The sequence below is a fragment of the Winslowiella toletana genome (assembly GCF_032164335.1).
GTDB classification, from domain to species: Bacteria; Pseudomonadota; Gammaproteobacteria; order Enterobacterales; family Enterobacteriaceae; genus Erwinia; species Erwinia toletana_A.
Window position 1 is genome coordinate 816,199 of sequence record NZ_CP134152.1, and the last position, 20,272, is coordinate 836,470.

Sequence of the window (20,272 nt, forward strand, 5' to 3'; positions counted from 1 at the left end):
GGTTTGTTGTGTATCAACGTGAGAGACTTTTTTCCCGGCTGGGACATTATGCTTATCAGTCGGTGGTAAAAGCCACCAGGCTTTGCCGCACTTTTCGCCATGAAGATGTTGAATTAGAACACTGGTTAAAAACAGTTATCGACAGCAGTGAAGGGGATATTCCGCTGTTACTGGCGCATTACGACATCAATATTGCCAAACTGAACGAGCAACTGGATAAGGTTATTTGTCATATGCCGACCCGTACCCGTTCAGTGCAGGATATCTCTGCACGGCTGGAAGAAGCGGTAGAGCGCGGCTTATTAATGAGTCAGATCGGTGACGACAGTACTTCAGTTCGCACCGCACATATTCTGCTCGGGATATTGCAGGATAAGGACCTGCAGCGCTGGCTGTATCGCCTGAGCAGCGAATTTGAACAAATCCCGACGCCGCAGGTGATGACGGAATTTAACGAATTAGTGGAAGGATCGTGCGAGCAAGGGGCAGTGACCTACTCGCAGGACGCGCGGATGCAGGATGGCGGCGATCAGGCTGGTGAGATCCTGACTAAATGGTGTAGTGATTTAACCCTCAGCGCACTGGAAGGTAAGATTGACCCGGTGGTCGCGCGTGATAGCGAGCTGCGCCAGGTGATTGATATTTTACTGCGTCGTCGTCAGAACAATCCAATTCTGGTTGGCGAAGCCGGTGTGGGTAAAACGGCGGTAGTGGAGGCGCTGGCCAGTAAAATTGCTGCCGGTGATGTTCCCCCCTCGCTGAAAGGGGCGCGCTTACTGTCGTTAGATCTTGGGCGTATGCAGGCCGGATCCGGCGTACGCGGTGAGTTTGAATCGCGGCTTAAATCATTAATTGATGCCATAACTCAATCCAGTTCGCCGATTATTTTATTCTGTGATGAAGCGCATACGCTGGTCGGTGCTGGCGGACAGGCTGGAACGGGCGACGCCGTTAATTTACTCAAGCCGATGCTGGCGCGCGGGGCGCTGCGCATGATTGCCGCCACGACCTGGTCAGAATACAAACAGTTTATTGAGCCTGATGCGGCCTTAACGCGCCGTTTTCAACGGGTGCTGGTCGGCGAGCCGAAGGAGCAGGATGCCATCAGTATGCTGCGCGCCATTGCACCGGCACTTTCCCGTCATCATGGTGTGATTATCCGCGACGCGGCGATTCAGGCGGCGGTGCGCTTGTCTTTGCGCAACCTGCCTTCGCGCCAGTTGCCTGACAAAGCCATCAGTCTGTTAGATACCGCCTGTGCCAGGGTGTCATTAAGCTATCATGCTACTCCACAGCGTATGGAAATGCTCAACGCCACCATGAATATGCAGAATAGTGAAATTGGCGCACTGAACGCCGAAATTTCGTTGGGGGGTAATGTGCTGGAGCGGCTAAAGGGATTGCAGCTCAATGTGGCGTGTGCTGAAGCTGAGCTGAAACTTTTGTCGCTGCGCCGCGAGCGCGAGCAGCAGCTGGTGGCTGAACTTCAGGCGACAGAACCGAAGCAACCTGAGCAGATCCGCCAGTTGCTCGGTGAGCTGGAAGGCGTGCAAAATCAGGATCCGCTGGTCTATCCATGGGTGGATGAGCAGGTGGTGGCCGAAGTGCTGTCAGACTGGACCGGGATTCCCGGTGGACGCATGATTCAGGACGATTTAGATAATGCGCTGCAGCTGGAAAAACTGCTGGGAGCACGGGTGTTCGGCCAAAAAGTCGCGATGGCGGAAATCGCGCAGGCAGTTCGAATCAGTCGGGCAGGTATTCACCAGCCTGAACGTCCGCTGGGCGTGTTTTTGCTGGCTGGCCCGACCGGGACTGGCAAAACAGAAACCGCGATTGCGCTGGCGGAAGCGATGTATGCCGGTGCGCATAATCTGATTACCTTTAATATGAGTGAGTTTCAGGAATCTCATGCGGTATCGACGCTGCGTGGTGCACCTCCGGGTTATATCGGCTATGGCAAAGGCGGCAAACTCACCGAAGCGGTAAGGCGCAAACCTTATTCCGTCATTCTGCTCGATGAGTTTGATAAGGCGCATCCCGATATTCACGATCTGTTTTATCAGGTATTTGATAAAGGCACGATGGAAGATGGTGAAGGGCGGCAGATCAGCTTCCGTCACTGCTTTATTCTTATCACTTGTAATCAGGGGGCTGAAGAGATTGAGCAGGCGATATTGCGTGAGCCAACTCTGCCGCTGGCACAACTGCGGCCACTGGTTTATGACGCTCTACAGCGTAAATTTGCCCCTGCATTACTGGCTCGTATCAATATTATTCCCTATTTACCATTGGGCGAGGAGGCGCTGGTACTGATAGCGCGTAAAAATCTCAGCAGTTTACAACGCCGACTGAAAAGTGAAATTAACGCTGAATTTGCCTTTGAGTCAGAAGTCGAACGCTGGGTAGCAAACCGGGTCGTCTCACACCCTAACAGCGGAAGGGCGGTTGAAGATCTGTTACGTCAGACGATATTGCCGGCTATGGGTAATGAAATTCTGCGTCGTAAAAAGAACGAAGAGGAAACCAATAATATTCATCTTATCGTTCAGGATGGTGAGCTCAGCATGGCTTTTGAGTAACGGGCCTGAATATACCTGCCATTCGCCAGATAATGATGTTGCCAGAGTCTGGAACATAGTTAATTTAAAAAAGGGAGTTTTTTATGTCTCTTCCATTATCAGAGAGTAGTAAGGTTTTTACTCTGGAAATAAAGAATGATTATCTGGCGGATGTACAGGCCTGGCCAATCAGCTTTACGACAAAAGAAGATATTTCGCACAATCAGGAATATGTTCTGGCATTTGAATCGCCGTTACCTGATGTTGACCTTGATTCACTGCTGGGACAGGTGGTGCGGATTAAAATACGTTATATCAGCAATGTCTTACCTTTCGCGGTAATAAGCGATTTTGATAGCTTCCGTCATCGTTATTACTATGCCTATGTTACCGCCGGTTATGATGATGGTCAGAACGGCAATAATTTTGTTTATAAACTTGAGCTGAGTACCTGGCTGTGGTTTTTGATGCAGAATCGCAATAGTCGTATCTTTCAGGAGAAAAGTGCGCCTGACGTCGTCAGGGATATTTTTTCTCGCTATAACCAGATTGCCGATTTTAGCCTGGAGCTTGATGGCGACTATCCGCAGCGCGAATACTGCGCGCAATTTGGTGAAACCGACTTTACGTTCATTAGTCGGCTGCTGGAGGAAGAGGGGATCTGGTACTACTTCCGTCATCAGCAAGATAAACATGTCATGGTGATCACCGATCGGCAGGCGTTTGAAACCATGCCGGAAGGCTATGATGTAATTGACTTTATTCCTGATGATGAAGACGGCCGTGCAATTCGTGAAGGAATTCAGGAGCTTAAACGTTCGCGCAAGGTGCGACCGAATGAAATCGTGCTACGCGATTATGATTATTTGCATCCGAGCAATAATTTGCAGGCCGCTGTCGATGAGCCGGATGGTGGGCTGGATAACGTCCAGCTTGAATGGTACGACTATGCGGCGGGATATCAGGATACCCGTCGCGGCGAACATATTGCGCGTTTACGACTGGAAATGATGCAGAGCGATCGACAGCTACTGCGTGGTAAAAGCAGCGCTATGGGCATGGTTCCCGGCTATGCATTTCGGCTGATGGGGCATCCTGACAACGCGCGTAATCGCAATTATAAGCTGCTGGGCGTGCATTACCGCTACCTGCAAGGTACGGCTGACAGCGGTAATGATATTTCCGCCAGCGGTGAGATTTCCTGCACCCTGACCACACTCAATGATGATGTTTCCTGGCGTCCGTTACTGAAAACCCGACCGCCGCGTGTCTCCGGCCTGCAAAGTGCCACCGTCGTGGGTACGCCAGACTCAGAGGTCTATACCGATCAGCATGCGCGTATTCGCGTGCATTTCCACTGGGACCGCTATAAGAGTACCGAAGAGGACAGTTCCTGTTGGGTGCGGGTAGTGCAGGCCTGGGCCGGTAAAGGATGGGGAGTGGTTGCGATGCCGCGCGTCGGCCAGGAGGTGTTAATCACCTATGTTGACGGCAATCTTGATCGGCCATTGGTGACCGGCATTGTTTATAATGGCGAAAACCCTCCGCCGTATAACTTGCCGCAGCAGATTGGCCACACGGGTATTGTCTCGCGTTCGTTGCAGCAGGGGCTGCCACAGAATGCCAGCCAGATTACGCTGGTGGATGACCGTGGCGGTGAGAAGGTTGTTATTCATGCTGAACGCGATATGCACACTTCGGTCGAACAAGATCAGTATAATATTATTGACCGCCACCGCTGGGAGTGGATCAAGGTCATTCATGGCAATCTGTATAATACCCATCTTTATTATACCAATATCCACTTTAGCGTAACCGGTTTAGGTGTTCATCTTACGGGTGTGCAAGCCGAAGCCAAAGGTATCCATACCGGTGTTACGATGGTGGACGTCCTGTTTACCGGCGCAAAAACGTCGTTCACCGCGCTGGATACCTCATTTACCACCATCAGCACCCACTTTACCGGCATTGAAAAGAACTTTACCGGTCTGAAAGTCTCGTCGACCGGCATTGATAACCTGATGTTGGGTATCAGAAATAAAGTTGTGGTGATGGAAAATGACTTAACCGGTAATAAAAATAGCTTTATCGCATTTAATAATGAATTTGTTGGCATGGATAACTCTGCGGTGGTGAATCGTAATCAATTAATTGGGGTCGGAAACAGAATTGTCGGCGTCAATACCGAGCTTTGTGGCATCAATACCGTACGCACCGGTAATGCGCTTAATTTTACCGCCTCGGAGATTAATGTTACCGAGGCCAGAGTTGAGGAGTTCGGTAATTTGGTCACCAGCAGCAAATCACGTATTGAGAATAATGGCACTGTGGTTAACAGCACTGATTTTGAAAACCGGACGGTTGGATTGTTGTTGATCAATTAAGGAATAAAAATGCGGATTGTAAAACCTCAACAACTTATTTTTCTTAATGGACGATACCAGCTTGCTCAGCAGAGTTATCTGGGTGTCAGTGTGGTGGCGGGAGTCTATTTATCAAAACCACAGCATTTTGCCAATGAGGCGGAAATTTGGGCGGGTTGGGAAAAAGCACCGCTGGCTAATCGAATCATGGATTTAGCTGAGCCAAAGCCGTTTGCTGAGTATTTGCTGGCGGGGCATGCCGCTACGGCTAAACCGGTGACATCACTGAATATCAGCGTGTCGGTCGGCGAATTGCAGCGGCGCTGGCGCGTACAGGGAGAAGCGAAGCTGTCCGCAATGCAGATCGCCCCTTTTACGCAGATGGCGCTGGATCATCAGCACAGTTATGGCGGCGAAGGATATGCGGAAAATCCGACCGGACGAGGGTTTCAGGATGGTCTCTCCCCACGTTTAATGACGCTGGGTGCAGACGATCTACCACAGGTGAATTCACCGCTGGCCGCGCCGGGTCCGCTGCCGCAGCATTTCCTGCAGCGTAAACGTTATCTCGATCGCGTGGCGGGGGAAATGGCTGGAGAAGGCTACCTGAAGACCCTATTTCCCGGCTATCCGCAGCAACTTGACCGACAATATTTTCAGCTGGCGGCTCCAGCGCAACGTTATCATCAGACGGAGTGGCCGGACGATGTACCGTTTGAACTGAAGGGTTTTCGTGCTGACGGTATGCAGATTCAGGGACATTTCCCTCGCGTGCGCGCCCGGGTGTTTTACAGCCTGAAACAGGCGGAGGCTCGCCTGATCCCCTTAAATATGGCGCGTAAAACCCTGTGGCTGTTACCGGACAGCGATTTGGGATTGCTGATATTTACCGCGGCCATTCCACTGGATTACTTAATGCAGGAGCCTGTAGCGACCATGGTCATTGGCTTAGATGCTGTCGATAATCCGCGTGACGACCACCACTTTCGCGATGTGCTCGACAGACGGCTGGCAAAGGATGGCAGTGATTTCGAATTTCTCTACGATCCCGATTTGATGCCGAAAGGAATGGGTATGAACGTGATTAATGCCCGTCAGCACAATCCTGACTCACTGCGTTATCGTGCCGGGCCACGGGAGGATTATCTGGCCTACTTTCTCGATATCCGTCAGAAACTCAATCAGCATCAGCAGCGTATGGCGCTAAAACAGGAGCCGGCGCTGGAAAAAATTCAGTGGGAGGTCTTTCCCCAGGTGAATCAGAAGAGCCTGAACCAGCTGCTGTCCGGTAGCGGTAGCCACTGGACTGAGGGAGAGATTTTTACCTGTCAGTCGGTAGAGCAACTAAATCCGGCCAATATGCGCTTTCAGCAATGCCAGTTTGTCGACTGCTCCTTCTCTGAGATGGTGCTGGATAAGTGTATTTTTGAATACTGTCAGTTTGAGAATTGCACCTTTTCCTCGGTGACATTTAAGCATGTCACGCTGAATAAATGTCGCTTTACCGACGGACAATTCTCGCAGGGGAGCTTTAATAATGTTCAGCTTGAGCAGACCAGTTTCAGCCGACTGCGGGCCATCGGCTTAGTCAGTCATAGCAGTCAATGGAAAAGCTGCCAGTTTGAAAAAGTCAGTCTGGAAGGTGCCGTGCTGAATCATAGCCTCTGGGATCACTGCACTTTTGCTGAGACCGATCTTTCCCTGATCAAGCAACAGGACGGGATGATCACCGCGTCGATCTTTAATCGCTGCCAGCTGCGGCAGGCATATTTTATCAACAGCCAACTGGATAGCGGATCGATTCTCGACAGCGACTGCCGTGGGCTGTCCTTTGCGCAGTGCAAAATTGACAGCACCACCATCCAGCAGGATTGCTGGCTGCCGGAGGCGAAATTCGAACACTCGGTGCTGAATCAGGTCGGGCTGCGTGGCGTGACGCTGGAAGGCAGTGAGTTTACCCGTTGCGTGGTGAGGGAAACCAGTTTTGAGAGTGCCCAACTGGCTAATGCGCAGTTTATTTTATGCGATATGACCGGCGTAGGCCTGAAGGACGCCATGATGCAACATGCCCGATGGGATCGATGCAGCCTGCAGCAGGCGATGCTTTACCATGCCGATATCAGAAATACGGTTTTTTATCGCTGTAACCTGGTGGCCGCGAATCTGTCGATGGTCATTCGCGATGTGGGGGAGCCTTTTTCAGAATGTTTACTGAGTGAGGTGACCTGGTATCCACTTTATCAGGCTGTGGAAGGGAAGGGATAAACCGTGTCTGAGAGCAAGCAGCAAAGCGCATTAAGCAGAATGGTCAGTAAAGCGTCTTTTGAGATGAGCCAGTTCGATATTCCGCCAGCAGCGGAACAGAACGAAAAAAAGGATTACCGGCATCGCCGAATTCAGGCAGTTGATAAAGCAGATTGCCGTTATATTGAATGTGATTTTTCAAATGCAACCATTGAAGCATGTAATTTCAGGAAACTATATTTTGAGCGTTGTGTAATGGACAACGTTAAGGTTATCGCCTCTAATATCGATGAACTGACTTTTATTAATTGTAATATTAATCAGTTTATTATGCAGGATTGTCTGGCAAAGAACTTACGTTTTCAGCAGGGAGAATTACGCGCCTCTCACTGGCAGCGATGCTTAATCGAGGGCATGGTGCTGGAAAAAACGCAGATCGCCAAGATGAGAATCAGCGATGTACAGCTGGCTAATTGGGTGGCGCTCTCATTACCCGCTACGGATTTTACTGTCTCCGGCGGTAAATTTAAGGACGCAAGCTGGTTCGCCAGCCGAATTGAGCAGGGGCGATGGCAGCAGGTTGAAATTCATCGCTTAGCGATGAGCCAGTGCGAGCTTGAGGATGTGGTATGGCAGGATATCAGCGGTGGACACGCAGTCTGGAACCAGTGTGAGTTAAGCCAGGTCGTGCTGAGTGGGCTTAGCCTGCCGGGCAGCAGTTTTTATCGTTCGCGCCTGACGCATTGCGATCTCAGTGGCAGTAATTTGGCCCACGGCGTATTTACCCGTTCACAGTTAAGCGATTGCCAGCTGTCTGGAGCCAATATGACGGCGTGCATGGCGGATAACGCGCAGTTTGTTCGCTGTAATTTCGTCGGGGCCACCATGGCAACTGCACAAATGGCGGGGTGTAGCCTGCAGCACTGTCGTGTATCGGGCTGCGATCTTTCTCAGGCCGATTTGCGCGCGGCGGATGTATCGACCACGCCGTTACACGAGGCAGCGCAAACGGCCGGCGTTCGTTTGCATGGGGCAACGCTCGGGCCAGCCGAGCAGACTGTCGTCAAAGAAGAGCCGGTACTGACCACTGTCGATGCCTGGTATCAGTATTACCAGCCGGGGATTCCGTCAGATTCACCGTTGTCATCGCAAGTGTTACCGGGAGGAAGCCGCAATGTCTAGAAGATTATCCGCAGGTGCGCCATTAAGAAATCCTTTGCCGTTCAGAGATGAGCCACCGGCCTTTTGTGCGCTTCCTTCTGGTACTCAGGTGGTTGCTGAAATTAAAACTGATAATCAGGGCAAGCTGTATCTGGCTGCCTGGTCAAACTATGAATTGCAGGTTGCGGCCAGTTGTTTACTGAAACCGCTGGAAGGCGACCGTGTCAGAGCCACTCTCGATCAAAAAAGATTATATATCACCGATATTTTAGTGCGGCGGCAGGCAGGCGAGTGGATATTAAACAGCGGCGAGCATGCTTTACACATTATTGCGCCTCAGCTGATCTTAAACGGCGGCAAAAAAATAGTGCTGCAAGCGGAAAGTATCTCACTGCTATCACGGACCTCACGCTGGGTCGCCGAACGTATGGAGCAAATGACTAAACGGTGGTTTGTGCAGGCGGATGATGCTCACCGTAAGATTAAATATAACGAAAGTATTGAAGCGGAAAATATCACTCACCACGCTGAAGAAATGATGACAGTAAAAGGACGCATGACTTCGATAAACGGCTCTGCCGTGGTGAAGGTCGAGGGTAGCCAGATCCATATGGGGTAAGGAAATGCCATCAGTCAATATCAGTGCTGGAGGGCTCAGTACATCAGGAAGTGATGTGCTGAAGTCAGGGTTAATTATTGTTGTGGCTGAAAATACCTTACCGAACAGCAGTGGCGGCGTTAACGTGCCCAATGTGCTGATTTGTGGCGGATATGTTCAGACTTTATCCACGCAGTTTTATCATAGCGCGACCAAAGGGGCGGGGATCGGTATTTGTTCCTCTACTCACTCGGGTAAAGGATCGCATATGATGTCGTCAAGCGTACTGATTGTAAAAGGTAATGGCGTAACCTATCTGGGTTGCGCTGGCGTCACTAATTCTGGCAATACCGCTTGTGTTCAGTCTGCGCCTGGTCAATATACCGTTCATGTTAATCGCTAATATGAAGAAGTTTAGTTTTATTTTTCTGGCGGTAATGATCAATACCGGCTGTAGTCATTTTTTTGATCGCGCAACTGAGCAGGAAGCGCGGAGTATCGAAGTCAGCCTGTCTGTCGCAAAGCAGGTGAATCCCGACATGGCGAATAATTCACAGCCGGTAAAAATCTGCATTATTGAAACGCGCAGGGCGGGATGGTTGCCACAACAGCTCTATGAAGGAAGAATTTGTGAAGGATTGAGTGCTTCGGCAGATGTGGTCAATTTCGAGCAGTATATTCTGGCGCCGGGGCAGAAAAAAACCTACAGAACGATAAGCCATGATTACGATAGCGGCAGCCGTTGGATATTAGTCGGGGCTGAATTTCAACGAGGAATCGGTGAGTATTCTCTTATCGAAAAAATCATCCCCCCTGACGGGGATTTTAAAATAGACGTGGTTGCTGAATATACCGCGCTAACTTTTTTATAAAATAAATATCCTGCATTTCAGGGCGGAGCTAATGTGCCTGCAACATGAAATATTAAGGGTATCAATATGGAATGTTGATATGTTGCCCACACAGCGTGTTGCTTGGGTTGAAGGAATGCTAATGGAACCACAGCATTTCCAGCAGCAAGAGCGTTATTTAGAAAACTTAATTTATGCTCAGGCGCGAAGCTTTGGCGCTTATACCTGGGGTATTTGTGAGCTGGAGATCGACGAGGGGCTGCTTGAACAAGGCAAGCTGGCGATTAGGCGGGCAAAAGGCATTTTTCCTGACGGCACTGTTTTTGATATGCCAGCACAGGACCCTTTGCCATTGCCGCTGGAATTGAACGACAGTTGTCAAAATAAAATGGTCTGTCTGTCGGTGTTATCCGATATGCCGGGTAATCCATGGATTGATTTAACGCGCGGTAACGCGGGCAGCCGCTATCGTGCTATTGATAGCGAAATTCAGGATCGTAATGTATTCCAGCAGGCCGAAGGTAATCCGCGAAATGCTATGTTGCAGTTGGGGCAGTTGCAGACGCGCCTGAGCCTGCGGGACAATCTCAGCGCCAATGAATCAATGTTGCCGCTGGCGATGATTGGCGAACGAAGCGCCGAAGGCAGTCTGGTGTTAAACAGTAAAATTCTGCCACCGATGCTGGATTTTCGCGCCACCGGCTGGCTTAACAGTGCCGTTTCTGAATTGCAGGGGCTGATCTCGCTTCGCCTGAATAGCGTACGCCTGCCGGATGCCCACTACGCGGGCGGCGGGATGTCGGAAGTGCTGGAACTGATGCTGGTGCAGCTGCTTGGCGAGTATCATCTGGTGCTGACGCATTTATTGCGCCGTCCGCGCGTGCACCCTGAAGAGCTGTATCAGCTGCTGCTGGGGCTGCTGGGCCGACTGTGCATTATTCCGGGCAGTGAAGCGATCCGCGAGCGCAACGATCTGCACTATAGCCATGAACGTCCGGACATTGGCTACTTCCAGCTGTTTGCGGCGCTGCGTCGTGCGCTCTCGTTGGTCATTGAATCTCCGGCAGTCGCCATGCCGTTTAAAAGTAGCGGCGATAATCTTTATTTATGTCAAAACGATGGACAGCTGCGGCTGGAACGCCTGATCTTCGCGGTGAGTGCCGATATTCCGGCAGAAGTGCTGCGCCGTGATTTCCCGGCACAGATCAAGCTGGGGCCGGTTGAGAAAATCATCAAGTTAATTGATTTGCAGTTGCCGGGCGTGCGCCTTGCGGCGCTGGGAGCGCCACCGCGTCATATTCCCTACTATCCCGACAGCGTCTATTTTGAAGTGGATCCCTCTGACGCGCTGTATAAAGAGATGATGGCCGGTGCGGCTATTGCTTTCAGCGTCGTCGGTGATTTTCCAGCATTGCGCTTTGATGTCTGGGGGCTGAGGCCGGGGAGAGGGAGATGAACGAGTTTGAACAAAAAATCCGTGATGCCATGTCCTCCTCACGCAACGGGCTGAATCAGATAAATGGCTTGCTGAATTCGCCGGTGGTTCAGGCTTCGGTGGGCACCATGGCTGCCTTTGCCGCCACAGCACGCCACGACGCGGAAGATTGCCGTGGGGAGGGATTTACCCGTTCCACAGAAGAAGCGCCGCCCTTCCATTCGGGAGCGGTTACGACTGGCGGCGAAAGTTATTTTTCGGCACCTGCGCGTAAGGTGGTTAAGTCGGCCGCACTGACCCGGCCGGGTAGTATTGCCGGCAACTGGGCCAATCCCTGTGTTGCCGCAGCGATGCCTGCCCTGTTAATGATGGAGCGCATCCGCGGACAGCAAGGCATTGATAACCTGCTGATTCGCGCCCAGATGGTCAGAGAGCTACAGCACTTTAGCCAGACGCTGCTGAAGCAACAAACGCTGCCCGAAGATGTGCGCCGCATGTCCTATCTGCTCTGCACTTATCTGGACGGGATGTTTGCTGAGCTGCGGGAATATGGCCTGACGGCGATGAATTTGCTGATTGAGCTTCATCGCGACTCCTGGGGAGGTGAAAAATGTTTCGACGATCTTGAACACTATATGCAGAACCCGCATCAGTTTCGCAATATCCTCGGACTTTATCATTTGATCTTATCGATGGGGTTTAAAGGCAAATATCACGTACTCGAAAGAGGAGATGTCTTATTAACGGATCTCTTTATTCGTCTTAACTCGACACTGTATGAAAAAGGGTTTACTCAATCGCTGAGCAGGGTAAAGACCAATGTGGTTACCGGCTCACTGACGTTATTAACGCCGCTGAAAGTACTGAGCTATGGGTTAATATTATGCCTGATTGCCTATGGCGGGGTATCGCTATTTCTGCATGATAAATCACGCGAGATTCGCAATGCCATTATGGTATGGGAACCGCCGGTGCCGCGTAAAATTAATATTATGGAAACCCTGCCGCAGCCTTTGCCGCAAATTTTAAATGAGGGCTGGCTGCAGGTACGCGAAGACCCGCGCGGTTGGTTATTACTGTTTACTTCTGATGGTGCATTCAGTACCGGTAAATCAGTGCTGTCAGCGGAGTTCGTCAAAAAACGTAATATTGAGCGTCTGGGGGAAGCACTGGCCGGCTGGCCGGGCGATCTCGAGGTGATTGGTCATACCGACGCCCAGCCATTCCGCAATAACACTTCTGGCGATCCTAATATGCGGCTGTCGCAGGAGCGCGCCAGCATGGTGGCGGATAAGCTGGAAGAAGGTACCCTGGTGAACAGTAAATATCAGCGAAATATTTTGGCCGTGGGTAAAGGTGACACCGAGCCGCTGGCTGATAACAGTACTGACGAGGGGCGCCGTAAGAACCGGCGTGTTGATATTCTTTGGAAAGTGGGAGAGCGCAGCGAAATAAAAAACAAAATGACTGAAAGTCATCTCAGTGAGCAGACTCCTGGTTTATTAAACAATAAAAACTCGACAGCAACGTCTGCCCGTTAAGTGGAATGATATTATGATTCGTAGAACACTGGTGATATTTGTCGCCATCGTTTTAAGCCTGCTGGTTTGGTGGGTGGGGCCGCTGATTGCGATAGGCACTTTTTATCCTATGGTGTCGGTGCTGGTGCGTGGAATTATTATCGCGCTGATTTTAACCTGGGCGCTGTGGCCTCTGGTGGCTTCAGCGCTGGGGTATCTGTTTCGGCACTTCCGCGCACCGAAAATCAGTAATAAAAAATCCCGCCAGCGCGACCGGGTATCAGCACGTTTTTTTGATGCTATTCGCACGCTGAAATATATTGGCATCGCCGGGCAAAAAACGCTGTGGCAGCGTTTACGTTATCGGTTAAGAAATGATTATCTGAATGAAAAACCCTGGTTTTTAATTATCGGCCCGTCGGGTAGTGGTAAAACCTCACTGGTTAATGAGAGCGGCAAACGCTTTTTATTATCGGAACAATATGGCTTCACGCAGACCGCCGATATTGGCCCAACCCGCGACTGCAATCTGTGGCTGACGGATAAGGCGGTATACATTGATACCGCTGGCGAGTGGACTCAGCTACACGGCCTGAGTGATGAGGCCAGCAAAGCGCAGGGACGGCTATTCTCGCTGATTCGTCGTTATCGCCAGCATCCCGGCATCGACGCGATTGTGCTGTGTCTTGATGCTCACTGGCTGTTACATGCCTCGTTAACCGAGCGCAAGTCGCTGGCTGATGCGCTGCGCGCCCGCATGCTGGAGGTGGCGTCTTATTTTCGCAACGATATCGCCGTTTACCTGGCGGTCAATAATCTCGATTCGTTATCGGGCGGCAGCGCATTTTTATCGATGATGAGCGAAGAGATTCTCGCACAGGGTATCGGCTTTACCATTGTGTCAGACAGTGCTGGCAAGCTGGATTTCCCGCAGAGTGATGCGGAGTACAGTTATCTGCTGGCGCGGGTAAGTCGCTACGTGCAGGAGATGCTGCATTCCACCCACAGCAACGAATTACGCCAGCAGCTGCTGTTCTTTACCGAGTCACTCGGCAATCTGCGCAAACCATTATTCAATCTTCTCGAGCAAATCGTCCCACAATCGCCGGTAGGCTACTCGGCGCAGGTGCGTCAGATTTGGTTGGGCAGCACCCAGGTATTGCAGCTGGGTGACTCACCACTGACTGAGGTGGAGCCGCGTCCAACCGGCCAAATCTATTCGCCAATGCTGGACAATGCCATTGTCGAGCGCGGCACGCTTAATTCCCGGGCGTTACCTCTGCGCGCGCGCATCGGCCGTACTTTGCGCTATTCGCTGGTGTTTCTGCTGTTGGCGTTTGCCGTCAATATGCTGGTGACCCGCTATTTATGGGAGGAAGAGTATATAGCTTATATGAGTGCCAGCTTTGATGAGACCAAAAGAATGGTGCGCGAAATCCCGGCGACCAATCGCATCAGTGACGATCTGATTTCTGCCTACGAACAGCTGGGGTATATGAATGCACAGTTATCCAACAGTGCATCACTGATAGTCAATCCCTACTTTGAGCATCGGTTGATCAACCAACAGGCTGAGCAGACTTACCATCGTCATCTGTTTAAGTTTTTCTGGCCCGCGCTGGAGCGTTACGTCTCTGAAGAGATGGAAAGGGATATTTCATCGAGTGACGCTGACGTTTATAACACGCTAAAAATCTATCTGATGATGGGGAAACCTGAGCATCGCTCAGCAACAGAATTAGAAAACTGGTTTTTAGCCCGCTGGAGTCGCTTTGCCCCACAGGGCTATTCGGATGCCGATAAGCGGTTATTTGGCCTGCATTTGCGCACTATCTTTAAAGAGAGCCTGCAATCCGAGGCTCCGGTCACCAAACTGAATTCTGAACTGATTCGCATGGCACGGGTTAAGGCCATGGCGATTCCTGTTCATGTGCGCGTGCTACAGGATTTGAAAATTAAGGTGCCGTCTAACATCGAAAACGTCTCATTAGCGAGCGCAGCTGGTGCCAATGTTTCCCTGATGCTGCGGCGTAAAGGGCAGGCGACGGTAACCGATATGGCCGTGCCGGCGTTCTACACCCTCGCCAGCTACCATGATGTGTTTAAGCCTCAGCTTAATAGCGCGGTGACCTCAATGATTCGTGAAGAGGCATGGGTATTGCGCGACAGTGACGGCAACGTCGATAAAGCCAGAGCGCTGGACTACGGTCAAAAACTCAGTGATGAAGTGCGTAAACTCTATCTGCTGGAGTATGCCGATAGCTGGGAGTCGTTCCTGAAGGATGTGCACGTACGCCCGGTCAGTAATCTCGATGATGCGGCACTGCTGGCACGGCAATTTAGCGATCCTTCTTCGCCGCTGGCCAATTTACTGCGTTTTGTCACCCGACAAACAGGACTGAGCCAAACCGACGGTAACGATGTTTCTGGCTGGATGAGCAAGCGGCGTATGGAGCTGGAAAATGCCCGCCGCGATATCGTCGGTGAAATTTCCGGTGAACGCTCGCGTTTTCGCATTACTCCGGAAAAGTCACTGGAGCAACGCTTTGAAGTGGTACGGCGTCTCGGTGCTCAGCTGATGCAGCCCGGTGGCAATAACGATCCCTTAGCACGCGGTTTTGAAGAGCTGTATAACCAGCTCTCTTCACTGGCGGTGTCGCTGCGTGCGGGCGAAGTGATGCCGCAGAACTCAGCGATCAGTCGGCTGCGCATTGCCGCGGCACAGCAACCGGAACCGGTGCGCAGCATCATGCTGGATCTGCTGGAAGTCGGTAATCATCAGAGTTTGCAGCAGAGCCGTAACAACTTAAATAACAGTGCGGCAATCTTTGCCACCGATGTGTGTAAAAACGTGCTGTCCGGACGCTATCCATTTAATCGCCGGGCGCGGGATGAAGTTGGCATTGGTGATTTTGCGCGAATGTTCGGTCCAGCGGGTTCAATGAAACGCTACTTTGATCAGCATCTTGCGCCTTATGTTGATAACACCGCTGGTAAGTTACGTATCCGCGAGGGAAGTCGCGGCCTGCTGAGTGCCAGCACGCTGAAGGCATTTGAAAGCGCGATGCTGATCGGCGATACCTTCTTTAACGGTGGCGATAAAGTCTCTTTCTCGCTGTATCTGCGTCCTCTGTCGCTGTCACCGAATATTATGGAAGCGGTGCTGGATATTGATGGCGAGGTGATTCGTTATAGCCACGGCAGCATTCAGCCGGTCGCCGTGCAGTGGCCCGGTAAGAATGGTGGCGCTTATGTTCGCCTCTCTTTCAAAGATATGAACGGTAAAATTGAATCAGTCAGTTTTAACGGGCCATGGGCACTGTTCCACCTGTATGACAAAAGTAATCCACTGCAAATTGATCGCGACCGCCGTGAACTGACCATGGGTATTGCCTCGATCAGCGGATTTTTCAAAATGGAATTACGTTCGACAATAAATGATTTTCCTCTCTGGTCCCGGGCGTTGAGCCAGTTCTCATGTCCTGGTTAATGCAAATAATGGAGTTCCTATGCTAGATCCTAATAAATTACTGGCAATGCTGACTGATTTAAACAGCATGGCGCAAACCACACAAAGTTCCCTGTCACAAAATTTTATGTCCGGTGTTTCGGGTATGAATTTAAACGGCAGTGCGGAAATGGAAAAAATGATGGCGCTTATGACCGATATCAATGGTAAAGCCACGGCTGATATGAGCGGCATTATGCAGAACTTCCAACAGAATGCTGATATGCAACAGCAGAGTGCGGCGCAGCAAACGGCTGAAAACAATAATGAAGGCAAGCAGTCTGATCCAGCAGCACCACAAATGAGTTTCCCGCAGGGGGCGATGGATTTCTTCTCCAGCTTGCAAAAGAAATAACATCAGATGATTAACCAGCTCAGAGGAGCTGGTTAATCTGATAAGCTCAGATGCCGGTGAAGGTGGCTGCCATTTTCTTTACACGCCTGCGCTGACTTTTTTCCGCAGAAAATCTTTCGTATTATCACGTAGCCACTTATGCGGCGGTGAGTTGTCATGTCTGGGATGCCACGCCTGAATGATATTCACCTCAGGTAGTGTTATTTGTGGTTCGAAAGCAATCACATCGATGTTAAAACTCTCCAGCGCACTGAGAAAGAATAATGGCACTACCGCCAGTGAACTGGTACGCATTACCGTTTCGATCGTCGAAAAGTAGCTGGGATTGATACCAACAATTTTACGCTGAAAGCCTTGTAGCGTGAATAAGTTGTCTACGTCATCATTAAGTTTACTGCGCGTGCTGATAAATCCAAAACTGGCTATGTTTTCAAGGGTTTTATTCAGCCCGAGGATTTCATGATTTTTATTGGCAACAATGATACATTTATCCCGGTGTATGGTGCGAATTTTGATCTCCGGGCTGAGCTTACGTGACTCCCCGATGTAGAGATCAATATTATCTTTCCGTAAGAAATCAGCGGCACCGTGGTCGTAGGAGAAATCCAGCACTACATTCGGTTCTTTATCCTGCATCTCTTCGAGAAATCCAGAATTTAATAGTGAGATAAGTAAATCGTTCGAGACGATATTGAACATCAAGGATGAGCTTCCAGCATCAAACGAGAGGTTATGATTGAGTACGGCATCAATATTTTTTATCAGATTATGAATTTGTGGTTTTAATTCAATGGCTAAGGGCGTAAGCATTAACAAGGAGCCAGAGCGAACCAGAATTTGGTCCTGAAAAGCCTCTCTTAATTTATTCAGTGACTTACTTATCGCAGGAGGAGTGACATTTAATTTATTTGCTGCTTTACTGACGCTGCACTCCTCCAGTAAAGCATCCAGAACAATTAACAAATTCAAATCTGTGCGTGGCATATCAAATCAAATCCTTATGTTGATACATAAAATTTTTGAATGTAATCCTTTGGTACATACTGGAGGAAAAGGCTTTTTATCATTATTATGATTAAGGACGTAATTTTACACGCTTTCAGGGGTATTTAATGCTGAAACCGCGCTGGCTGAAACTTAAATATAAATGCTATTATTTTTATTAATTTACCAAATTTTCAGCGCATACACATGGATTATCCGTTTCTCTACGTGGTTAAAATGTGTTTAACCAGCGTTCATTGTCTCAAAGATGTCCTCTTCAGCTAAAATGTACTAAATTCAGTATGCCAATGGAAGTGGTAAGCATGAAAAATATTTCTGAATCGATAATTAAGACAGTCCACTATCAGTGGAATGAAATTATGCGCGATAATAGTAATGGCGCGATAATTTTTCGCGTGGTGTGCAGTATTTCGACCAATTCAGGTCTCAGTGTTGAAGGAAGTCATATATTTACCATTCATGATATTACTCATGCTGAAGATAAAAACTCGCTGGCTCTGACTTCTGAAAGCGCGGCTTATAATAACGCCATACAGTGCCTGACGGCGGCAATGGCCTATAGCGGGCAGGCAATATCGCGAATTGAGAATAACGAATAATCGTTAATATACTCTTTGATAGTTATATTGTTTTAATAGGCTGTAGCGAAGATCATTTCTCTGAAAGCCAGAACCCCCTGCCGCCGTTGCCGCTGAAACATTACTGACATCTTCGCGCTTTAACATGCGTTATCTCTGGGAAAAAAATAACAGGAAGTAACGGTTATGAGCGATAAAATCAAAGAGTTAAATGTCGATCGTTTGAAAGACCCTGCACGTCGCAAATTGCTGGCGGGCACTAGTGCTATCGGCCTGACCGGCTTTCTGGCTGGTGGTGTCTGGAGCCTCCCTGCGGACGCACTTGCCAAAGGAGAACCGGCAGGCAGCCAGTTATTAGGCTTTAAAGGTATCGCTGCTTCAACTGCCGATAAGATCGTGACTGCCGATGGCTATCAGGCTGAGGTATTGATCTCCTGGGGAGATCCGCTGGTAAACGGCGCTGCGGCATTTGATCCGAATGGTAAAAATAGCGCCAGCGATCAGGAAAAGCAGTTTGGCGATAATAATGACGGTATGAGCTTTTTTCCGGTAGATGAAAATCGTGGTGTGCTGGCCATTAATAATGAGTATGTTAATGAGCAATACTTGTTTGCTCACGGTGGCAGCAAGGCAATCAGTGAAGAAGATGTCCGTAAATCTCAGGCGGCGCACGGCATCTCGATTGTTGAAATTCAACGCGGTGCAGACAACCGCTGGCAGGTGGTGCGCCCGTCACGCTATAACCGCCGTATTACCGCGAATACCCCGATGGTTTTCTCCGGCCCGGCAGCCGGTGACAAAGCGCTGCAAACTGTTGCCGATCCCAGCGGCACCCGCGTACTTGGTACGTTTGGTAACTGTGCCAACGGTAAAACCCCGTGGGGAACCTATCTGACCTGCGAAGAGAACTTCGATACTTACTTCGGCACCAGTAAAAGTGACTATCAGGTTACCCCGGCGCAGAAGCGTTACACGCTGAATCCGAATGAAGCAGAGCGTAATTGGGCAGACTTCGATGCGCGTTTTGATATGGCGAAAAATCCCAACGAATTTAATCGCCATGGCTGGATCGTTGAGATCGATCCGCTCGATCCCACCTCGACGCCGATCAAGCGAACCGCGCTGGGACGCTTTAAGCATGAAAATGCTGCCGTTACGGTAGCGAAGAACGGCCACCTGGTGGTGTATATGGGTGACGACGAGCGCGGCGAATATATCTATAAATTTGTCTCTGACGGCGTGGTCGACAGCGCCAATCCGACAGCGAATAGCACGCTGCTGGATAACGGCACCTTGTACGTTGCGGAATTTAATGGTGATGCGCAGGGTACGCCGTTGAAAGGCAGTGGCCGCTGGCTGGAGCTGACCCACGGTAAACAGGGGCTGACGGCAGAAAATGGTTTTCACAGCCAGGCCGATGTGCTGATTAATGCGCGCGGCGCGGCAGACCGGGTCAATGCGACGCGGATGGACCGCCCGGAATGGATTGCGGTTAACCCGCATGATGGCCGTGCCTACTGCACTCTCACCAACAACAGTAAGCGTGGCGATGAAGGGATGCCGGTCAATCCGGCAAACCCGCGGCCAAAAAATGTTTATGGTCAAATCATTCGCTGGGATGAAAACGGCGATGCCACTGCGCGTCAGTTTGACTGGGATATGTTTGTGCTGTGCGGAAATCCGATTGCTCATCCACAGGGGGTGAATCGCGGTACGCCCAACATTACGGCAGAGAACACCTTTAACAGTCCTGACGGGCTCGGTTTTGACCGCGATGGACGCCTTTGGATTCTGACCGATGGAAAATACAGTAATCAAGGTGATTACGCGGGGCAGGGGAATAACCAGATGCTGGTAGGCGATCCGGCGAGCGGTGAGATTCGCCGCTTTATGGTTGGACCGAAATCTTGCGAGCTGACCGGCATTGCTTTCACCCCGGATTACAAAACGATGTTTGTTAACGTTCAGCACCCAGGGGAAGAGGGTGATTCAACTTTCCCGAATAACAGCCCACGTCCACGCTCATCGGTGATTATGGTGACGCGTAAAGACGGTGGTGTGCTGGGAGCATAATTCTGTTTTTTCTGCTGGGC

14 protein-coding genes are annotated in these 20,272 nt (G+C 50.3%); 13 read left to right on the top strand and 1 reads right to left on the bottom strand.

Translation table 11 applies throughout. The features are described from left to right. Positions 1 to 8 precede the first annotated feature (8 nt). From tssH to RIN69_RS03815, 11 genes are all read left to right on the top strand, one after another. Entirely contained in the window at positions 9 to 2,582 is a 2,574-nt protein-coding gene (gene tssH, locus RIN69_RS03765) for a type VI secretion system ATPase TssH (protein WP_313855665.1), read from the top strand. 83 nt (positions 2,583 to 2,665) lie between these two features. Then, positions 2,666 to 4,945 carry a type VI secretion system Vgr family protein gene (locus tag RIN69_RS03770; RefSeq protein WP_313855666.1) on the top strand — a complete coding sequence of 760 codons (2,280 nt, stop codon included), beginning with the start codon at positions 2,666 to 2,668 and terminating at the stop codon, positions 4,943 to 4,945. Positions 4,946 to 4,954: 9 nt separating this feature from the next. After that, positions 4,955 to 7,189: a DUF2169 family type VI secretion system accessory protein gene (locus RIN69_RS03775; protein WP_313855667.1), complete on the top strand. Its 2,235-nt coding sequence runs from the start codon at positions 4,955 to 4,957 to the stop codon at positions 7,187 to 7,189. Between the two features lie 234 nt (positions 7,190 to 7,423). Further along, positions 7,424 to 8,350 carry a pentapeptide repeat-containing protein gene (locus RIN69_RS03780; protein ID WP_449361560.1) on the top strand — a complete coding sequence of 309 codons (927 nt, stop codon included), beginning with the start codon at positions 7,424 to 7,426 and terminating at the stop codon, positions 8,348 to 8,350. Further along, positions 8,343 to 8,948, top strand: a complete 606-nt coding sequence (locus RIN69_RS03785; protein WP_313855668.1) for a DUF3540 domain-containing protein — start codon at positions 8,343 to 8,345, stop codon at positions 8,946 to 8,948. The genes RIN69_RS03780 and RIN69_RS03785 overlap by 8 nt, the downstream gene beginning before the upstream one ends. Positions 8,949 to 8,952: 4 nt before the next feature. Continuing rightward, positions 8,953 to 9,330 carry a PAAR domain-containing protein gene (locus RIN69_RS03790; protein ID WP_313855669.1) on the top strand — a complete coding sequence of 126 codons (378 nt, stop codon included), beginning with the start codon at positions 8,953 to 8,955 and terminating at the stop codon, positions 9,328 to 9,330. Continuing rightward, entirely contained in the window at positions 9,317 to 9,799 is a 483-nt protein-coding gene (gene tssJ / locus RIN69_RS03795; protein WP_313855672.1) for a type VI secretion system lipoprotein TssJ, read from the top strand. Before RIN69_RS03790 ends, tssJ begins: the two co-directional genes overlap by 14 nt. A gap of 79 nt (positions 9,800 to 9,878) precedes the next feature. Beyond that, positions 9,879 to 11,234 carry a type VI secretion system baseplate subunit TssK gene (gene tssK, locus RIN69_RS03800; RefSeq protein WP_313855673.1) on the top strand — a complete coding sequence of 452 codons (1,356 nt, stop codon included), beginning with the start codon at positions 9,879 to 9,881 and terminating at the stop codon, positions 11,232 to 11,234. Next, positions 11,231 to 12,754, top strand: coding sequence for a type IVB secretion system protein IcmH/DotU (icmH, locus tag RIN69_RS03805; RefSeq protein WP_313855674.1), 1,524 nt, complete (start codon positions 11,231 to 11,233; stop codon positions 12,752 to 12,754). Before tssK ends, icmH begins: the two co-directional genes overlap by 4 nt. A gap of 13 nt (positions 12,755 to 12,767) precedes the next feature. Then, positions 12,768 to 16,223 carry a type VI secretion system membrane subunit TssM gene (gene tssM, locus RIN69_RS03810; RefSeq protein WP_313855676.1) on the top strand — a complete coding sequence of 1,152 codons (3,456 nt, stop codon included), beginning with the start codon at positions 12,768 to 12,770 and terminating at the stop codon, positions 16,221 to 16,223. Positions 16,224 to 16,242: 19 nt separating this feature from the next. Then, a complete protein-coding gene (locus tag RIN69_RS03815; RefSeq protein WP_313855677.1) occupies positions 16,243 to 16,596 on the top strand; it encodes a DUF6277 family protein in 354 nt (117 codons plus the stop codon). 78 nt (positions 16,597 to 16,674) lie between these two features. Here the strand turns inward: RIN69_RS03815 and RIN69_RS03820 are convergent, their stop codons facing one another. Beyond that, the gene (locus RIN69_RS03820; RefSeq protein ID WP_313855678.1) at positions 16,675 to 17,580 is read right to left on the bottom strand and encodes a LysR family transcriptional regulator; all 906 of its coding nucleotides are present in this window, start codon (positions 17,578 to 17,580) and stop codon (positions 16,675 to 16,677) included. A gap of 323 nt (positions 17,581 to 17,903) precedes the next feature. Here RIN69_RS03820 and RIN69_RS03825 point away from each other — a divergent pair, with 323 nt between their 5' ends. After that, a complete protein-coding gene (locus RIN69_RS03825) occupies positions 17,904 to 18,200 on the top strand; it encodes a hypothetical protein (protein WP_313855680.1) in 297 nt (98 codons plus the stop codon). Between the two features lie 165 nt (positions 18,201 to 18,365). Continuing rightward, a complete protein-coding gene (locus RIN69_RS03830; RefSeq protein ID WP_313855681.1) occupies positions 18,366 to 20,252 on the top strand; it encodes a PhoX family protein in 1,887 nt (628 codons plus the stop codon). The last annotated feature ends 20 nt before the right edge of the window (positions 20,253 to 20,272 follow it).